The 15293-nt window shown below is 62.3% G+C and carries 15 protein-coding genes; 7 read left to right on the forward strand and 8 right to left on the reverse strand.

The features are described 5' to 3' along the window. The first annotated feature begins 194 nt into the window (after nucleotides 1–194). The 6 genes from J5T34_RS07535 (at nucleotide 195) to J5T34_RS07560 (ending at nucleotide 5845) form a co-directional block, all read left to right on the forward strand. Complete coding sequence (locus tag J5T34_RS07535) at nucleotides 195–2081, forward strand: copper resistance system multicopper oxidase (RefSeq protein ID WP_053821776.1); 1887 nt, start codon at nucleotides 195–197, stop codon at nucleotides 2079–2081. A 17-nt stretch (nucleotides 2082–2098) separates the two neighbouring features. Beyond that, a complete protein-coding gene (locus J5T34_RS07540) occupies nucleotides 2099–3217 on the forward strand; it encodes a copper resistance protein B (RefSeq protein WP_244258752.1) in 1119 nt (372 codons plus the stop codon). Nucleotides 3218–3255: 38 nt separating this feature from the next. Then, nucleotides 3256–3642 carry a copper homeostasis periplasmic binding protein CopC gene (gene copC, locus J5T34_RS07545; protein WP_053823086.1) on the forward strand — a complete coding sequence of 129 codons (387 nt, stop codon included), beginning with the start codon at nucleotides 3256–3258 and terminating at the stop codon, nucleotides 3640–3642. Between the two features lie 7 nt (nucleotides 3643–3649). Then, entirely contained in the window at nucleotides 3650–4567 is a 918-nt protein-coding gene (copD, locus tag J5T34_RS07550) for a copper homeostasis membrane protein CopD (RefSeq protein WP_174782257.1), read from the forward strand. A gap of 68 nt (nucleotides 4568–4635) precedes the next feature. Beyond that, entirely contained in the window at nucleotides 4636–5112 is a 477-nt protein-coding gene (locus tag J5T34_RS07555) for a cupredoxin domain-containing protein (protein ID WP_053821774.1), read from the forward strand. Nucleotides 5113–5497: 385 nt separating this feature from the next. Further along, nucleotides 5498–5845: a CzcE family metal-binding protein gene (locus tag J5T34_RS07560; RefSeq protein ID WP_174782258.1), complete on the forward strand. Its 348-nt coding sequence runs from the start codon at nucleotides 5498–5500 to the stop codon at nucleotides 5843–5845. Nucleotides 5846–6059: 214 nt separating this feature from the next. Here the strand turns inward: J5T34_RS07560 and J5T34_RS07565 are convergent, their stop codons facing one another. The 5 genes from J5T34_RS07565 to J5T34_RS07585 all read right to left on the reverse strand — a co-directional run bounded on the left by J5T34_RS07565 (nucleotide 6060) and on the right by J5T34_RS07585 (nucleotide 10681). Beyond that, nucleotides 6060–6257, reverse strand: coding sequence for a hypothetical protein (locus tag J5T34_RS07565; RefSeq protein WP_082371627.1), 198 nt, complete (start codon nucleotides 6255–6257; stop codon nucleotides 6060–6062). 620 nt (nucleotides 6258–6877) lie between these two features. Further along, nucleotides 6878–7408: a c-type cytochrome gene (locus tag J5T34_RS07570; RefSeq protein WP_053821772.1), complete on the reverse strand. Its 531-nt coding sequence runs from the start codon at nucleotides 7406–7408 to the stop codon at nucleotides 6878–6880. A 61-nt stretch (nucleotides 7409–7469) separates the two neighbouring features. Then, on the reverse strand, nucleotides 7470–7886 hold the full coding sequence (locus tag J5T34_RS07575) for a DUF411 domain-containing protein (RefSeq protein WP_053823085.1): 417 nt from the start codon (nucleotides 7884–7886) through the stop codon (nucleotides 7470–7472). Nucleotides 7887–7950: 64 nt separating this feature from the next. Continuing rightward, complete coding sequence (locus tag J5T34_RS07580) at nucleotides 7951–10392, reverse strand: heavy metal translocating P-type ATPase (protein ID WP_174782259.1); 2442 nt, start codon at nucleotides 10390–10392, stop codon at nucleotides 7951–7953. Between the two features lie 13 nt (nucleotides 10393–10405). Beyond that, a complete protein-coding gene (locus tag J5T34_RS07585; RefSeq protein ID WP_115737203.1) occupies nucleotides 10406–10681 on the reverse strand; it encodes a DUF2933 domain-containing protein in 276 nt (91 codons plus the stop codon). Between the two features lie 169 nt (nucleotides 10682–10850). On the opposite strand from J5T34_RS07585, the gene J5T34_RS07590 reads away from it, so the two are divergent. Next, a complete protein-coding gene (locus J5T34_RS07590; RefSeq protein ID WP_151023062.1) occupies nucleotides 10851–12116 on the forward strand; it encodes a type II restriction endonuclease in 1266 nt (421 codons plus the stop codon). Here the strand turns inward: J5T34_RS07590 and J5T34_RS07595 are convergent. From J5T34_RS07595 to J5T34_RS07605, 3 genes are all read right to left on the reverse strand, one after another. Next, the gene (locus tag J5T34_RS07595; protein WP_082371458.1) at nucleotides 12081–12893 is read right to left on the reverse strand and encodes a phosphatase PAP2 family protein; all 813 of its coding nucleotides are present in this window, start codon (nucleotides 12891–12893) and stop codon (nucleotides 12081–12083) included. The genes J5T34_RS07590 and J5T34_RS07595 overlap by 36 nt on opposite strands. Before the next feature lie 7 nt (nucleotides 12894–12900). Then, nucleotides 12901–14637, reverse strand: a complete 1737-nt coding sequence (locus J5T34_RS07600) for a phosphoethanolamine transferase (RefSeq protein ID WP_151023064.1) — start codon at nucleotides 14635–14637, stop codon at nucleotides 12901–12903. A 301-nt stretch (nucleotides 14638–14938) separates the two neighbouring features. After that, on the reverse strand, nucleotides 14939–15175 hold the full coding sequence (locus tag J5T34_RS07605; protein ID WP_115737205.1) for a hypothetical protein: 237 nt from the start codon (nucleotides 15173–15175) through the stop codon (nucleotides 14939–14941). Nucleotides 15176–15293: the final 118 nt, after the last annotated feature.

Raw genomic sequence — 15293 nt, forward strand, 5'->3', positions numbered from 1 at the left:
CCTCCCCCTCGTCTTTCGGATTATGTGCCCGCCTGTTGGACCGGCTCTAATACGGGGTAGTCTACCGAGACGCTCTGTGGGTAACCCAGACCTTACCGGAATGTAATGTTTGGGTAAGTTGACGGTAGCCTCGCTGTCGTTACTCTCTTGCTGCCGCCTTCCGACGCGGCCATTCAAGCAAAAAGGACTATTTCATGCGACGTGATCGACCGTCTGGCCTTGTGCTGCCTAATCTGCCGCGCCGCCGTTTTGTACAGGGTCTGGCCGCCGGTGGCGTGATGGCGGGGCTGTCTGGCTTGGGCGGTGCGGCCTGGGCTCAGCCGTCAGGCCGACCGGCAGATGTCTTATCCGGCACAGCACCAGTGCTGCGCGGGACCGACTTCGACCTCGTGATCGGCGAGTCGGTGGTCAACTTCACCGGGACGCCACGCGTCGCGACCACCATCAATGGCATGTTGCCGGGGCCGACGCTGCGCTGGCGTCAAGGCGAAACGGTGACGATTCGGGTCACGAACCGGTTGCGCGAGCACACGTCGATTCATTGGCACGGGATCATTCTGCCGTTCGAGATGGACGGCGTGCCGGGGATCAGCTTTGCGGGCATTGCGCCGGGCGAGACCTTCACCTACCGCTTCAAGGTCGACCAGATTGGTAGCTATTGGTATCACTCGCATTCGGGCTTCCAGGAGATGACCGGCGTGTATGGCGGCATTGTCATCGATCCAGCCACCGGCGTGGATGGCGTGCGAGCCGATCGCGATTATACCGTGCTGCTCTCGGATTGGACCGACGAAGATCCGATGCGCGTGCTCTCGAAACTGAAGGTTCAGAGCGACTACTACAACTATAACCAGCCGACGGTTATCGATTTTTTCCGCGACGTCTCCAGTGAAGGGATGAAGAGCGCGCTCGCTAAGCGCAAGATGTGGAACGAGATGCGGATGAGCCCGACCGATCTGGCGGATCTCTCGGGCGCCACGCTGACTTACTTGATGAACGGCGTCACACCGGCCGGCAACTGGACCGGCGTGTTTAAGCCGGGCGAGAAGGTTCGTCTGCGGTTTATCAACGGCGCAGGCAACACGTTCTACGATGTGCGCATTCCCGGCCTCAAGCTTAAGGTCATCCAAGTCGATGGACAGAACATCGAACCGGTAACCGTCGATGAGTTCCGCTTCGGCCCGGGCGAGACCTGTGACGTGCTGGTCGAGCCGCGCGACGAGGCCTATACCATTTTCTCGCAGTCGATGGATCGCACCGGCTATGCCCGCGGCACCCTGGCAACTCGAGCCGGGCTGGCGGCACCGGTGCCCGCCGTGGATAAGCCGCAGTGGCTCACCATGGCCGACATGATGGGCAGTATGGGAGGCATGGGCGGCATGGATCACAGCGCCATGGGCGGAATGAGCCATGGCGGCATGGCCATGCAAGGCATGGACCACGGCTCGATGGGCATGCAAGGCATGAACCATGGCGCTATGGCCATGGATCACAGCCAGCATGCCATGGGTAGCATGTCGGGGGGCATGGCGACCGATGCGTCGCTGAAGGTGCCCAGCACCAAGGCGCGCCACGCCAAGACCGAGTATGGCGCCACCACCGATATGCGCGTTGACATGGCGCGCACCAACTTGGACGACCCGGGCATCGGTTTGCGCGACACCGGGCGCCGCGTCCTGACACTGGCCGATCAGCACACCATTGGCGGTCCGTTGGACAAACGCGGTCCCGGGCGCGAAGTGGAACTGCACTTGACCGGTAATATGGAGCGTTACTCGTGGTCCATCGACGGGGTGGAGTTCGGAAATTCGACGCCGGTGCACTTTAAGTATGGCGAGCGGCTGCGCGTCATTTTGCACAACGACACCATGATGACGCACCCAATGCACATGCATGGCATGTGGAGCGAACTCGAATCGCCGGATGGCGCCTTCCTCGCGCGTCGACACACGATCGCGGTGCAACCGGCGCAACGCATCAGCTTCCTCGTCACCGCCGACGCCTTGGGCCGGTGGGCCTGGCATTGCCACCTGATGTTGCACATGGACGCCGGGATGTTCCGCGAAGTGGTGGTGGCCTGACCCTAACCGATATGCACATGGAAAAACCAACAAGAACAGTACTTGCCGCCGTGCTTGCTTCCGCTGGCATGAGCGCAGCTTGGGCCCAGCACGCCCACACCGAAGCGGTTCCAACGCAAACTTCGTCGCCCGCCGTCGCGGAAAAGGCGAAGTCCATTCCGAAAGCAAAGTCTTCGGGCAAGGTTGGCGGCACCGCTGCCACCGACGGCCAGATGCAAGGCATGGACTCGATGCAGGGCATGGACCACAGCCAGATGCAGGGCATGGGTTCGATGCAGGGCATGGACCACAGCCAGATGCAGGGCATGGGTTCGATGCAGGGCATGGACCACAGCCAGATGCAAGGCACGGGTTCGATGCAAGGCATGGATCATGGCGACATGCAGATGCAAGGGGGGAGCGCGCCCGCGGATGCGCGCGACCCGCACGGTTACTCAGGGGGCTATCAGCTCGGCGTGGGTCAATACGCCATTGGTCCGCACCGTTCGCTGCACATGGCAGACGAACACCTATTTGCCTCGGTACTCGTTGACCGGCTGGAATGGGTCAAGGGAAATGAGAGCAATGCCGCTGCCTATGAGGCGCAAGCGTGGATTGGCAGCAGCTTTAACCGCCTCGTGATCAAGGCCGAAGGCGAATCCGAGAGGCGCAAGATCCACGAGGCGCGGACCGAATTGCTGTGGGGTCATGCCATTGCCACCTATTGGGACACGCAGCTGGGTATCCGCAACGATGCCGGCTATGGCCGGCCAACCCGAAACTGGCTGGCCTTCGGTATCCAGGGCCTGGCGCCATACTGGTTCGAGGTCGACGCTACTGGCTATATCGGCACCGAAGGTCGCACTGCGCTGCGCCTGTCAGCCGAGTATGAATTGCTAATTACCCAGCGCCTGATCCTGCAACCCCGAATCGAGGCCAATCTTTATGGCAAGAACGATCCCGAGGTCGGCGTGGGCAGCGGGCTTTCCAGCGGTGCCGTGGGTCTGCGCCTGCGCTATGAGTTCAGCCGTCAGTTCGCTCCCTATATCGGCATTGAACGGTACCAAACCTTTGGCAATACCGCCGACATGGTTCGCACCGCCGGCGGCCGAAGTGGCGAAACCCGTTTTGTAGCGGGTGTTCGCATGTGGTTCTAACCACGTATTTCAATCCACACTCATATTTGGAGTTCACCATGCAAGCGCCCCGCTTCACCATTCGTGCCGCTCTGGCAGCCGCCGCTGTGCTGGCTAGTACTGCAGCCTTCGCCCATCCAAAGCTGGTATCGTCCATGCCCGCCGACAAGGCCGAGGTGGCGGCGCCGCAGAAGATCGAGCTGAAGTTTTCAGAGAACCTCGCGACCCAATTCTCCGGGGCCAGCCTCGTCATGACCAGCATGCCCGGCATGGCCAACCATGCGCCGATGAAAATTGCCGCCAAGGTTGCCGGCAGCGACGACCCCAAGACCATGGTGATCACCCCGGCCCAGACGCTGGCGCCTGGCAGCTACCGCGTCGATTGGCGTGCAGTGTCGTCCGACACGCACCCGATTAATGGCAACATCGCGTTCACCGTGAAGTGATCCGCCGATGGACTGGGCAACTGTTGCAGTGCGTTTCGCACTCTATTTCGACCTGACTGCACTGTTTGGTCTGCCGCTGTTTGGCTTGTACGCACTGCGCCGTGAGGAAATGGCGTCGCCAACGGGTGCGCGCTTTTTGACGCTTGGCGCGGCGGTCGCGGCCCTGGGCATCGTCCTGTCGCTGGCCAATATCACCATCATGGCCAAGGGCATGACCGGTGCCGCATCCTACGCCGAACTGCAAGGCCATGTCTTCGAAATGATTGTGACAGGCACCGCGTTTGGCGCGGCCTGGGTCGTGCGACTCGTTGCCCTGGTCCTCTGCGTGCTGGTCGCGTTGTTTGTCCGCAAACGGCCAGAACTTCAATTCTGGGTTCTGGCTGCAGCGGGCGGCGTCGCGCTGTCCACGCTTGCCTGGGGCGGCCATGGCGCCATGGATGATGGCATTCGACGCTACATTCACCTTGCCTCGGATATCGCGCATCTAATGGCCGCCGGCGCATGGGTCGGCGCTCTGCTCGCGTTCGTGTTGTTGTCGCATCCCTCTGCCACACCTGCCAAGGTTGCCCTACTGAGCCGCACCTCGAACGGCTTCGCTCAGGTGGGTACGATCGTTGTCGTAACCTTGGTCATTACCGGCGCAGTGAACTATTGGTTGATTGTCGGTCCGGTCTTGCCAGAACTGTCGCTGAACTCATACGGTGGACTGCTGGCGTCCAAGCTGGCGCTGTTCGGTACCATGCTCGCCCTTGCCGCGGCTAACCGTTTTCATCTGAGCCCGCGCCTGGAGCATGCCGTACGGACGAGCGACTATGCCGTCGCCGTTCGTACCTTGCGGCGCAGCCTGATGTTCGAGACCAGTGCGGCAACGCTCATTCTGGCTCTTGTCGCCTCGCTCGGCATCCTATCCCCCGCGGGCATGTAGCCACGTTTCACGAACCGCGCAGCTAGGCTGCGCTTGTTTTGCTCTCAAACAACCGCCAAGGAGATGCCATGAAGACGCTCAAGTCGTTGCTGCTGGTGTTGGGGCTGTCGCCAATGCTGGTGTGGGCTGCCGGCAGCATGGAGGGGCATGCGAGCCCAGCTAGCGCCAGTAAGTCCGCTGCCGGTCAGCCGGGCAAGCCGGCCAAGGTCTCACGCACGGTTAACGTGACCATGAGCGACACGATGCGGTTCGCGCCCGACTCGATTCAGGTCAAGCGCGGTGAAACCGTGCGTTTTGTCGTGCGGAATGTCGGCAAAGTGGAGCACGAAATGGTGATCGGTACCGCCGCTGAGTTGAAAGAGCACGCGCAGATGATGCGCAGCATGCCTGATGCTAAGCACTCTATCCCGAACCAGATTATGCTCGCACCTGGCAAACAAGGCACACTGGTGTGGCAGTTCGACGGTCCTGGGACCGTCGACTTCGCTTGTCTGGTGCCGGGCCATTTCGAAGCCGGCATGGTCGGCAAGGTGGCCGTCAAGTAAAAAGCGCGACGACGGGTGCGTCCGGCGGCGAACAAAACGGCGCACCGATGCTGAGGGTTCGACAGCGTAGGTTGGGTCATGGTGCCGCCGTGGCGGACCCGTTTTCTTGCGCGTGATCCTCCCCACTTGGAAGCGTTGACTTGTGGGGCATGACGTGGACCACATTGTTACCTGTCCAGAATGTAACGTTTGGGCAACGTTATCGTTGGAATGCCCTGATTAGACTAGATCGTGCGGCAACTCGCGTTTGGGTGCCGGTAGCCTTGCCAGTTGCCCACAGATCAGCGCAGCACCAAGCTGCGTGCGTCCTTGGCGCGGGTGGAAGTCGGGTTGTCGCAAAGGCGGGTCCGTTAGACCTTGCCGCACATCGACAGGGAGTCTCATTATGACTACCACGCAGGCTTTACGGATCGCACTGGCACTCTCTGCCTTCGGCATGGCGTCGGCGTGTGCGCCTTTGCCACCTGCTAGGGCCGATTTGTATGGTACCGTCGCTGCCGGCGAGACGGCGACTCGGTCGATCACGCTGCGGCCAGGTGCGCGATACGTTAATGTCACCTCTGGAGAAACCGTTGCTTTCCGGGGCGCCAACCGCACGGTGGCTTGGACCTTTATGACCACAAGTAGTGGACGATCGGCAGTTGCGCTGAACTTCCTTTTGCCGGATCTGCCGGAAGCCAAAGGCATCACGGCCATCATCGCGCCAAGCCCGCTCTATCGGGGCAGCTCATGACGTATTGGTTGCTTACTGGACGCTGTGCCAGACGACCACTTCGACAGCCCTCCCCCACGCCGCATCCGGACCAGTAGGCGGTGGAACGTCCGCCTTGGTCCGCTGACTTGGCGCTTGCAGACCCGAGGGGCACCGCCGGGTCTAGCCATATCGCGGCATACTGCGCAACGCGCAACGCATAGCCTTCAGTGCGCAAGTGCGTTTGCAGACCAGCCTAATGCAATTTAGCGAGAGCATGCAAAAAGTCACTGCCCCGCGGCGTGATGTGCAGACGATCGCCGTAAGCCAATTTTTCCAGATGCACCAGCTGCCGCTCAATCAATGCCTCGATCGACGCGTGATCGAGGTCGGCGAGATTGGGGGCTGCGTCGTCGATCAGCATAAGGGTGGCCACTTCATGTGGTGTCAGCATCGTAGTCTCCAGGACCCCTAGAAGTGAATCGGCGGATGGTTCCGCTCTCGTGGCGACGCGTTTCAGCATTCATTCAATGACCGCCGTGCAGACACGTCAAGGTAAATCACCGGCGCTGGGTCTACCATATGGCAATGCTCGACTTTCCATAACGGCTATGAGACTCGTCTTTCACCGGCGAGGCCATCCAGACCAGCCCCTGCATGGCATGCGCTACTACTCGATCATTGGGGCGGCGCTGGTCGTGCTTGGGCTTTTGTATCTCTTCTGGACGACGTAAGGGGATTAGTGCGGCGCAGCGTTCGCCGATCTTCGCCCACGACGAGTCATCGGCGTAGCGGCACGCGTGTTCGAGCCGTTTCGACGGCGCGCGACCGCTGCTCGCATACAGCTGTGTGCCACGCGCGAGCGGGCAGGCAGGCAAGAGACAGAAATTACCAGGCGCGATCCAAGCGCCTGAATACCAGCAAGCCGGCCGCTCAACGCGACATGTTCGTCAGCTGTGGCGTACACACCGCGACAGCTCGTGCAGGGTCACTGCAGCAGCCCAGGCTAGGCTCGAAACGGACGTAGGCGCCATCGCTGACCGGAGCGCCTGCTTGCGGTGTTTGCTTGGGTCGCTACTTCGGGCTCGCATACTGCGCGGTCGCTTCGCGCTGCGCTACTGCCATTTTCTCAGGCCAAGTGCTCTTGATGTACGCGAGCACGGCAATGATGTCGTCATCCGACATCGACTGGCCGAAGGCTGGCATGTCACTGACATAGCCTCTCGGCGCGGTCACGCCGGCAACGAGCCCGTTCTTGGTGATGGCAAACAGCACCGCGTCCGCATGGTGCCAGGTATGACCCGATGCATCATGCGGGGGCGCCGGCATCCGGCCATTTGCGAGCCGCTCGCGCCAGTTAGGCTGGCCTTCGAGCTTGACGCCATGGCACGACGCGCAGGCCTGTGCGTACAGCTGCCTGCCGCGACCGAGCTGCGCGGCATCCGTGGCATCGATGCGCAGTTGGCGCCCTTCCCTGAGCGTCTGCGGTCCACCGGAGGGTGGCTCCAGATAGCGTTTCGCCTTGAGCGCGACCCCGGTGGCCGCCGCGGCGGCCACCACCAACACGCAGGCCACGATCCAGCGCGACTGAGTTGACTCTTCCATGTCCTTTGTCTGGCAGTTCTGAAGTTCTGGCAACGCTTACCCGCGCAGCCCCGCTGCAGTCCTAGTCTTTCGAGAATGGCTTGCCGCTAAAATCCACTGTCACAAGCTTTCCGTCCATCTGCCCCATGCCTGGCGAGTTTGCCGGCATGCCGGGCACTGCGACCCCTTTCAAGGTCGGCTTCGCAGCGAGCTTGCGCACCGCTGCTGCCGGCACGTGCCCCTCCACCACCTGCGCGCTGCCATCGATCACCGCGGTATGGCAGGAGCCGAACTGGGTCGGGACGCCGAGCCTGGCTTTGACCGCCGTCATGTCGGACGAATCAATGACCTTGGTCTGGATGCCGGCCTGGTTCACGTGTTTGACCCATTCTGCACAGCAGCCACAACTGGGATCCTTGTACACCGTTAGCGTCGGCGAGGCCGCTTGCGCGCCGGTGGCGGCCGCGAGCAATGCGGCAGTGGCCAAGAAATACTTCATGGATTCTCCGAAAAACATCATGTCAATAGACAAGTCAGCACCGGTCGAGTGCCTCATCGCCAGCTTAAATCTCTGCCTGCCGCAGGCGTAGCGCATTGGAGATCACCGAGGCCGAGCTCAGGCTCATTGCCAACGCGGCAATCATAGGCGAAAGCAGCAAACCGGTGAACGGGTACAGCACCCCTGCCGCTAACGGTACCCCGAGCGCGTTATAGATAAACGCGAAGCCAAGGTTTTGTTTCATGTTGCGAATGGTTGCCTCGGATAGCTCGCGTGCGCGCGCAATGCCACGCAGGTCGCCTTTGACCAGCGTCACCTGAGCACTGTTCATCGCCACATCGGTGCCCGTGCCCATGGCGATGCCCACATCCGACTTGGCCAGCGCCGGGGCATCATTGATGCCGTCACCGGCCATGGCGACCACCGCCCCGCTTTGCTGCAGTTGGCTCACCAGCTGAAGCTTGTCCGCAGGCTTCACTTCGCCGTGGAACTCCGCAATGTCCAGCCTTGCGGCCACCGCCTTTGCCGTGGCCACGCCGTCGCCGGTGGCCATGACCACGCGGATGCCCTCGGCCTTCAGGGCCGCCAGCGCTTCGGGCGTTGAGCCTTTGACGGGATCCGACACCGCCAGCAGCCCGGCCAGACGGCCATCGACGCCAAGATACATAACGCTCGCGCCTTGTACGCGCAGCGTATCGGCTTGGGCGCGCAGCGCCTCGGTGTCGATGCCGTCGGCTTGCATCAGCGCCGTGTTCCCAATGGCGAGTGTCTTCCCACCGACCGTACCGCGCACACCGATGCCCGTGCTCGATTCAAAGTCCTGTGGCTTCTCCAGCGCCAAGCCACGAATGCGGGCCGCCTCCACCAGCGCCGCGGCCAGCGGATGTTCGCTGCCCTGGTCCAGGCTCGCCGCCAGCCGCAGGACCTCGTCGTCGGCATAGCCATTGGCGCCAATTGCACGCTCGAAGGCTGGCCGCCCCTCGGTCAGCGTACCGGTCTTGTCGACGATCAGGGTGTCGACCTTGCGCAGGTTCTCGATCGCGGCGGCATCGCGGAACAGCACGCCGTTGGTGGCGCCCTTGCCGCTGGCAACCATGATCGACATCGGCGTGGCCAGCCCCAATGCACAGGGACAGGCGATAATCAAGACCGCAACTGCATTGATCAGACCGAACACCCAACTCGGCGGTGGACCGAACAGGCCCCAGGCAAAGAACGTCACCACGGCGACGCCGATGACGCCGAGCACGAACACGCCCGCGACCTTATCGGCCATGCGTTGCATCGGCGCCTTTGAGCGCTGCGCCTGCGCCACCATCTGCACGATCTGGGAGAGCACCGTTTGTGCGCCAACCTTCTCCGACCGGATGATCAGGCTGCCTGAGGTATTCATGGTGGCGCCAATAACGCGGTCGCCTTCGCGCTTGGTGACCGGCATCGGTTCACCGGTGATCATCGATTCGTCCACCGAACTGCTGCCTTCGGTCACGATGCCGTCGACTGGCACCTTTTCCCCGGGCCTGACGCGCAATAAATCGCCGACATGCACATGAGTGAGAGGCACATCCTCCTCGGCGCCATCGCGCCCGATGCGGCGCGCCGTCTTGGGCGCGAGCCCGAGCAACGATTTGATCGCCGCGGAGGTTTGCGATCGCGCCTTGAGTTCAAGCAGCTGGCCGAGCAGCGTCAACGAGATGATGACGGCCGCGGCCTCAAAGTACACGCCGATGCGGCCGTGGGCGGCAAAGGTCTGAGGGAACGCATCCGGTGCCACGGTTGCCACCACGCTATAGGCATAGGCCGCACCGGTCCCCAGACCGATCAGCGTCCACATATTGGGGCTGCGATGCAGGAACGACTGGGCGCACCGCACGAAAAAAGGCCAACCCGCCCAAAGCACCACCGGCGTCGACAGGACCAATTCGACCCAGCTCTGCGTCGCCGCCTGCATCCACCCGAATCGATGGCCGAGCATGGCCAACACCGTGGTCACCACCGTCAACGGCAGCGTCCACCAAAAACGGTGCCGAAAATCCACCAGCTCCGGATTCTCGGTCTCGTCCAGGTCTGGCAACAGCGGCTCCAGCGCCATGCCGCATTTCGGGCAGTTGCCGGGATGATCCTGCCGGATCTCGGGGTGCATCGGACAGGTGTAGATCGTGCCCGGCGGCCCCGATTCCGCATCCGGGGCGGCTGAAGGGGCCGCGGCAGGAGCTGCCGCAGCCGCGGCGTGCTTGGCCGGGTCCGCCTCGAACTTGCGCTGACACGATGCACTGCAAAAGTAATAGGGAATGCCAGCGTGTTGGGTCTGGAATGCCGAGTCGGCCGACACCACCATGCCACAAACCGGATCTTTGGCGGTGCCGACGCCCGACACTGGGCTGTCGTGCGGCGCACCGTGGCGATGGGAATGGTGCTGGTCAGCATGCGCGCCAGGACCGGGGCTTGTTGCCTTGTCAGGGTGCCCCGCTTTCGGTGGGTGGCGCTGGCTGCTGGGTTCATTCATGGAAGGCCTCCTGTTAGTCGTGGCGCTGTCCGTCCACCGGGTCGCCGCCTTCTTTTGAAGGCGCGCTGCGCCCGTGGCCGCCATGGAATAGATGCATCAACGGGCACAATAACACTAGCGCAAATGGCAGCCAGGAAGCAACCGCACTCCAACGCGGCATCCCGAGCGCGATGGCGATGACGATCGCCACGGCGGCAAGGACGATCCCCCAACGCAGCGACCAGCGAAACCGACGGATTTGGCCGGCGTTGGCGCCATGATGCGTCGATTGGGCATGACATGCTTTCATGACAGACTCCTTACCATGACGGGAAGCTGACCGGCAGCCAATCGCCGCACTCAGCTTTCTTGTGATAACGGTAGAGCTTCCGATAATGGGAAGGTCAAGCCGGTTCGCGTCAACAATGCGCCAGGTCAAAAGGCCTCACGGTGATACACTGCCCGGCAAAATGCACACCATGACCGACACCATCCGCATCCTCATTGAGCGCTGGAAGACCGATCCCGCCGGCGCCTATCAAACCTGGTTTCTTTGGCCGGAGCGGCTGAAGAATTTCCGCTCGATTCGGCGTGGCATCGGCGCGGTGGTCGACGAGATCCAGGCCGGTACATTCGGCAACGCGTATCGGGGCTCATCGCTCGAGACCGTGGTGTCTTCAATCGCAGAGCAACGGCAGATTTTCAAAGGCGCGGATCACGCCTTTCTGTGGAAGCCAAAACTGCGCATTCCAGATATCTATGAGCATGCCGACAATCAGCGTGCTTTTGCCAGACTGCTCCATACCTGCAACTGCTGTGACACCGAATCCGAAGTCCTTGATGCGATTCGCCAGCTGAGCAGCCTCGGCATCAAGGGTCTCGGGCCGGCGGCGGCCAACCTGCTGTATTTCATTCATCCCACGCTGGTGATGCCATTCAATACCGCGATTGTCAATGGCTATAACGCCCTGACAGGCTCGTCGGTCAAGCTTGGCAAATGGGATCACTATCTGGCGATGCGCGAGGGGGTGCTCGCCCTGAATCAGCGTTATCGGGATTTGCTCTCCAATGACCTTGGCGCGATCGCGGGCCTGCTGTTTGACATCGGCATGCAGCGCTATCCGCTGCCACCGCGGCAAGCGCAGGCCCACGATGTGGCCGTCTGGCAGCAGGAACTGGCCAAGGTGCGCGAGCAGGCTGCCGCGCTTGCCAGGCAGATTCAGCTGGGGCAGGCCGAAGACGCCACCCATACCGAAGTGCAGGGATGGCTGCGCGATCTCGGCAAGTCGCTCGGCTTTGCCGTTTGGATTGCCACCAACGACCGAAGTCGGCTGTACAACGGCGAGCCCTTGAGCCAGGGCTGTCTCTCAACGTTGCCGCCGGCGCTGCTGGTGGCGGGAGGCGATACCGTTCCATGGATTGACACCGTCTGGCTAAATGCCACCACCCTTGAGGTCGAAGCCGCCTTTGAAGTCGAACATACCACCTCGATCTATTCCGGTATCGTGCGCTTGCTGGATCTGGCCCTCGGCTCCGACCCGTCCGCCCGCAAGCATCTGTTCCTGGTCGCGCCGGATGATCGCGAAGACGACGTGCGCGCGCAATTGAGCCGCCCGGCTTTTAGCCGCGTCTCGGCACTCAATATCCGCTATGTCCCCTATTCCAGCCTGCGCGAGCATCGCGAAAGCATTGCGCGCTTTGGCAGTGGCTTAAAGCCGATCGAGGCCATCGCGAGACAGTTGTGAGTCCGGTCCTGGCGGTGGTCGGCGACGGCGCGAGCAAGCTTTCGGGCCCTGGTGCGGCGCGGCGCTGCCTAGCCGCACGTCGGCCCGCAGCCCCCACGCGAGTAGCAAGCTGACCGCCCACGCCACCCAGAGGGTTGCGAGCGTGTGCGACAGGAAGTGCGCGCCCTGCGCCATGCGCGCCGCGCCAAGCGTGCCGCCCAGCAGCAGTCCGCCAGCCAGCCCAACCCACGCCCAGCGACGGCCGGCAGGACGCAATGCGATCCCCCAGACGACCCAGAGAAAGCCGGTGGCCGCATGACCGGCAGGAAAGCATTGTCCCGGCTTGACGTCTGCCGGCAGCGGATCCAGCAACCGCATATAGGGCAAGCTGCCGCCGAATTGAGCCATGTCCCAGGGACAGTGGCGTCCCGTCATGAGCTTCAGGAGCGTGACGCTCAACGGGATCACCACCATGCCCGCACCGGCAAGCAACGCATTGCGACGCGGCAGCCAAGGCAGACGCCCCCGCCAGCCCAGCCAGCAGACACCCATGGCCGCGGCTACGGCGACGTAAGTGAGCCACTTCGCGCCCTTGTGGAGCACCGCTTCAAATAGCCAGTGCTGGCGCAACGGGAAGACCGTCCGACCGACATCGTAGAAACGGCCCTCGAGCCAGAGGTCGAGTTCGGTGCGCTGGAACACGTAGGCCAGCACCAGCGCGGCCGATGCCAGCATCCACCATTGCTGGCGCAGCCAACGCTGACTGGCGGGCGTCTGAACCAACGGCATTTCTCTCATGGGGGCATTATCCGTTGCGGCAGCGTGCCGACAAATCCATGGTGGCATCCCGGGTCTGGGTGCGGATATCCAGCAGGCCCAAGACCGTGGAGAATAAGTGGTCATGCGTGGCGGGTTCGCGCGCACGCGCCCGCAGGCAGGAGACATCGAGCCGCATGCGCTGGGCGAATGAGGCGGAGAACCACATCACCATCGGTACCTCGGTCTGCTCCCGCGGAGCAATCGCGTAAGGCATGCCATGCAAGAACAGTCCGCGCTCTCCCAGCGACTCGCCATGGTCTGATACATAGATCATGGCCGTGTCATAGCGCGCCTCGAGTTGTTCGAGCCAGTCGATGGTGCGTGCGAGCACATGATCGGTGTACAGCAATGCATTGTCGTACGCGTTGCGAATTTGCTCTGGGGTACAGCGCGAGAGATCATCGGTGTCGCAAGTCGGACCGAACTGCGCGAATCGGGCCGGATACCGCCGGTAGTACGCGGGACCATGATTGCCAAGTTGGTGCAGGACCACGACCAAGCTGCCAGGTAGCTGGTGCCGCAATGCTTCCGCCCCGGCTAACAACACTTCATCCAGGCAGCGGTCGCGATCGCATAACGCCGACATAGCCTGAGGATCCGGCTGCCACGTGGGCAGGCCTGCACAGACGCCTTTGCATCCCGATTGATTGTCTGCCCACCCCACCTTCAGTCCCGCTCGTCCGATGACGTGTAGCAATGACTCGCTGGCCTTGATGGCATCTTCGTCGTAATTGCGACGTCCCTGGGACGAGAACATACAGGGCAGAGAGACCTCGGTATTGGTGCCGCAACTGGTGACTTGAGCGAAATTGATCACAGCGCGCTGCGCCAGGTTCGGCGTCGTGTCATGAGGCGACCTGCCACTGAGCCCCCAGTTCGCCGCTCGTGCGGTTTCTCCCACGACCATCACGAAGAGCAGGGGCTTGTTGTGCTCGCCCCAGCTAGCGCCGAGCCGGGCATCGGTGCCCACCGGCTGGCGCGGCCGGTTCGCGATACTGGCATCGCGTGCCAGCGCCCCGCTAAAGGCGTACACTACATTGACCGGCGCGAGCAGATAGCGGATCTCCTTATGATTGCGCATCTGGGCTGCGAAATCCTTAAACACCAAGGACAGCGTCCCCACGCCGACAACAACGGCCACCAACATCGCGACCACGCGCAGGCCAACGCTTCGCGTCAGTGAACGCTGGCGCAGCGTCACCCAGGGCAACAACAACAATGGTGGTAGTGCCAAGAGCGCGATGCTGCACATCATACGCAGCGTTAGCAACTCGCGAGCTTCCGCCACGTCGGTGCGCAGCACATTGCGGGCCATGCTGGGGTCAAGGTAGATGCCGTATTGACCCATGAAATAGCTGGCACCGGCGGCCACTACGACCAAAATTGTCAGCAACGGTTTGGCCGTCCAGCGGTTTATGAACGGCGCCAGCAGCACAAAATGCGCCGTGACCAGCGCGGTGCCCACTGCCACGCCGTAGCCCAGATCACGGAGCCCGCTCAACGTCCGTTCGGCGAATAGCGCCCGCCAGAACGGACCGTTCAGGACGAGAACAAAGTATAGGCAGAAGCCGAGTAGCAAGGTCTCGACGCCGACCTCCAGACGCCAGGGGCGACCCACCTTTGCGCGCGCGCCGCTTGGTGGTGTGTCGGGCGAAGCCGGGTCACGGCGCGACCGGTTTAGATTCGGTTCCATCATTGGCGCATGGCGCGAAAGGCGGGACATTACCAGCCCCAGGCGTTGCAGTACGCAACGCTGTGTTGAGCCAGTGGTGGACAAAAAGAATCGCGCCGAAGGCGCGATGATGACTCGCTGGGCTGGGTGCGGTCCGACCGCTGCAGCCTATGCCGTCTGCCTAGATCAGGGCCTGGTCCGACCCGAGCCGGCGCATCGGCAAGGCTGAATCTCGGCGCGTGCGCAAGCACGATAACGGGTATCGGGACAGTTTCCCCGATACCCGCCCCGCGTCAACGCACCGGCCCACCGAGCGGCCCATCGCCCCGGCGAGTCGGCGCGTTGCCGAGATTTAGGCGCCGTCGCTGAACGTGTCGCGAGGGCCTACGGCGTGGCTACCGTCTGTGAACGGGTCCCGCGTGCCCATGGCGTGACTGCCATCGGTGAACGGATCGCGCGTGCCCATGGCATGCGCTCCATCGGTAAAGGGATCGCGCGGCGAATTGACGCCAGCGTTCGCGATGCCCGCGACGCCACCAAGGGTTGCCACGGTCAATGCCACCAAGGCAGTCTTCTTCAATGTACGCATTCTATTTCTCCTTGTTTCGATAGTGGCTCAGTGAGCCTGCATTTGCAGTGTAGAAAGATGTACCCCACCAGGGCCTGACGACAAAATTACAAATGTGTCATGTTGTCACTCCCGGCAA

It is taken from the genome of Cupriavidus gilardii, assembly GCF_017598945.1.
GTDB lineage: Bacteria > Pseudomonadota > Gammaproteobacteria > Burkholderiales > Burkholderiaceae > Cupriavidus > Cupriavidus gilardii_E.

What these genes read in the sequence shown, in the direction of transcription:
- J5T34_RS07575 (WP_053823085.1), bottom strand. Translation starts at nt 7,886, where the DNA reads ATGAAGTATTTCTTGGCCACTGCCGCATTGCTCGCGGCCGCCACCGGC.
- J5T34_RS07570 (WP_053821772.1), bottom strand. Translation starts at nt 7,408, where the DNA reads ATGGAAGAGTCAACTCAGTCGCGCTGGATCGTGGCCTGCGTGTTGGTG.
- J5T34_RS07590 (WP_151023062.1), top strand. Translation starts at nt 10,851, where the DNA reads ATGACCGACACCATCCGCATCCTCATTGAGCGCTGGAAGACCGATCCC.
- copD (WP_174782257.1), top strand. Translation starts at nt 3,650, where the DNA reads ATGGACTGGGCAACTGTTGCAGTGCGTTTCGCACTCTATTTCGACCTG.
- J5T34_RS07585 (WP_115737203.1), bottom strand. Translation starts at nt 10,681, where the DNA reads ATGAAAGCATGTCATGCCCAATCGACGCATCATGGCGCCAACGCCGGC.
- J5T34_RS07595 (WP_082371458.1), bottom strand. Translation starts at nt 12,893, where the DNA reads ATGAGAGAAATGCCGTTGGTTCAGACGCCCGCCAGTCAGCGTTGGCTG.
- J5T34_RS07555 (WP_053821774.1), top strand. Translation starts at nt 4,636, where the DNA reads ATGAAGACGCTCAAGTCGTTGCTGCTGGTGTTGGGGCTGTCGCCAATG.
- J5T34_RS07580 (WP_174782259.1), bottom strand. Translation starts at nt 10,392, where the DNA reads ATGAATGAACCCAGCAGCCAGCGCCACCCACCGAAAGCGGGGCACCCT.
- copC (WP_053823086.1), top strand. Translation starts at nt 3,256, where the DNA reads ATGCAAGCGCCCCGCTTCACCATTCGTGCCGCTCTGGCAGCCGCCGCT.
- J5T34_RS07560 (WP_174782258.1), top strand. Translation starts at nt 5,498, where the DNA reads ATGACTACCACGCAGGCTTTACGGATCGCACTGGCACTCTCTGCCTTC.
- J5T34_RS07605 (WP_115737205.1), bottom strand. Translation starts at nt 15,175, where the DNA reads ATGCGTACATTGAAGAAGACTGCCTTGGTGGCATTGACCGTGGCAACC.
- J5T34_RS07540 (WP_244258752.1), top strand. Translation starts at nt 2,099, where the DNA reads ATGGAAAAACCAACAAGAACAGTACTTGCCGCCGTGCTTGCTTCCGCT.
- J5T34_RS07535 (WP_053821776.1), top strand. Translation starts at nt 195, where the DNA reads ATGCGACGTGATCGACCGTCTGGCCTTGTGCTGCCTAATCTGCCGCGC.
- J5T34_RS07600 (WP_151023064.1), bottom strand. Translation starts at nt 14,637, where the DNA reads ATGTCCCGCCTTTCGCGCCATGCGCCAATGATGGAACCGAATCTAAAC.
- J5T34_RS07565 (WP_082371627.1), bottom strand. Translation starts at nt 6,257, where the DNA reads ATGCTGACACCACATGAAGTGGCCACCCTTATGCTGATCGACGACGCA.